1 protein-coding gene is annotated in these 412 nt (G+C 37.4%); it reads right to left on the minus strand.

Annotated features, from left to right (window positions below; all coding sequences use genetic code 11):
* A partial coding sequence (locus E1176_RS20055; protein WP_185152453.1) for a hypothetical protein occupies positions 1-412 on the minus strand: 412 nt, incomplete at both ends.

Raw genomic sequence — 412 nt, forward strand, 5'->3', positions numbered from 1 at the left:
TTTCCCAAATTATTTCGGCCTCTTGATTTAACTTCATAAGAGTAATGTCTGATGGCGGATTACCAGACTTATTCGGATCTTTAAACCCGGCCAAGTAGACATTTCCAACTTGATCAGTATCCATATAGGCACTAAATAGGGGTATGTTCTTTTCCCATTTTAAATCTCCAGTTGAACTTAAACGCACTAGTTTATTTCCACTGAGTAATGTTACCTGCTCATTTGCATCGACAGCAATATCTCTGATTTCATTATTAGGTCTGGTGTAGTGCCAATAAATTGACCTCTCTGAATTTATTTTGACTACGAATCCGCCTGAACCATCGGTCTTCCCAAAGTAACTATCGCCAAAACGCATCTCTCCTTTATACCTTCCCGATATATATATATTACGTCTATTATCACTTTCTAA

Source organism: Fulvivirga aurantia (assembly GCF_009711475.1).
GTDB classification, from domain to species: Bacteria; Bacteroidota; Bacteroidia; order Cytophagales; family Cyclobacteriaceae; genus Fulvivirga; species Fulvivirga aurantia.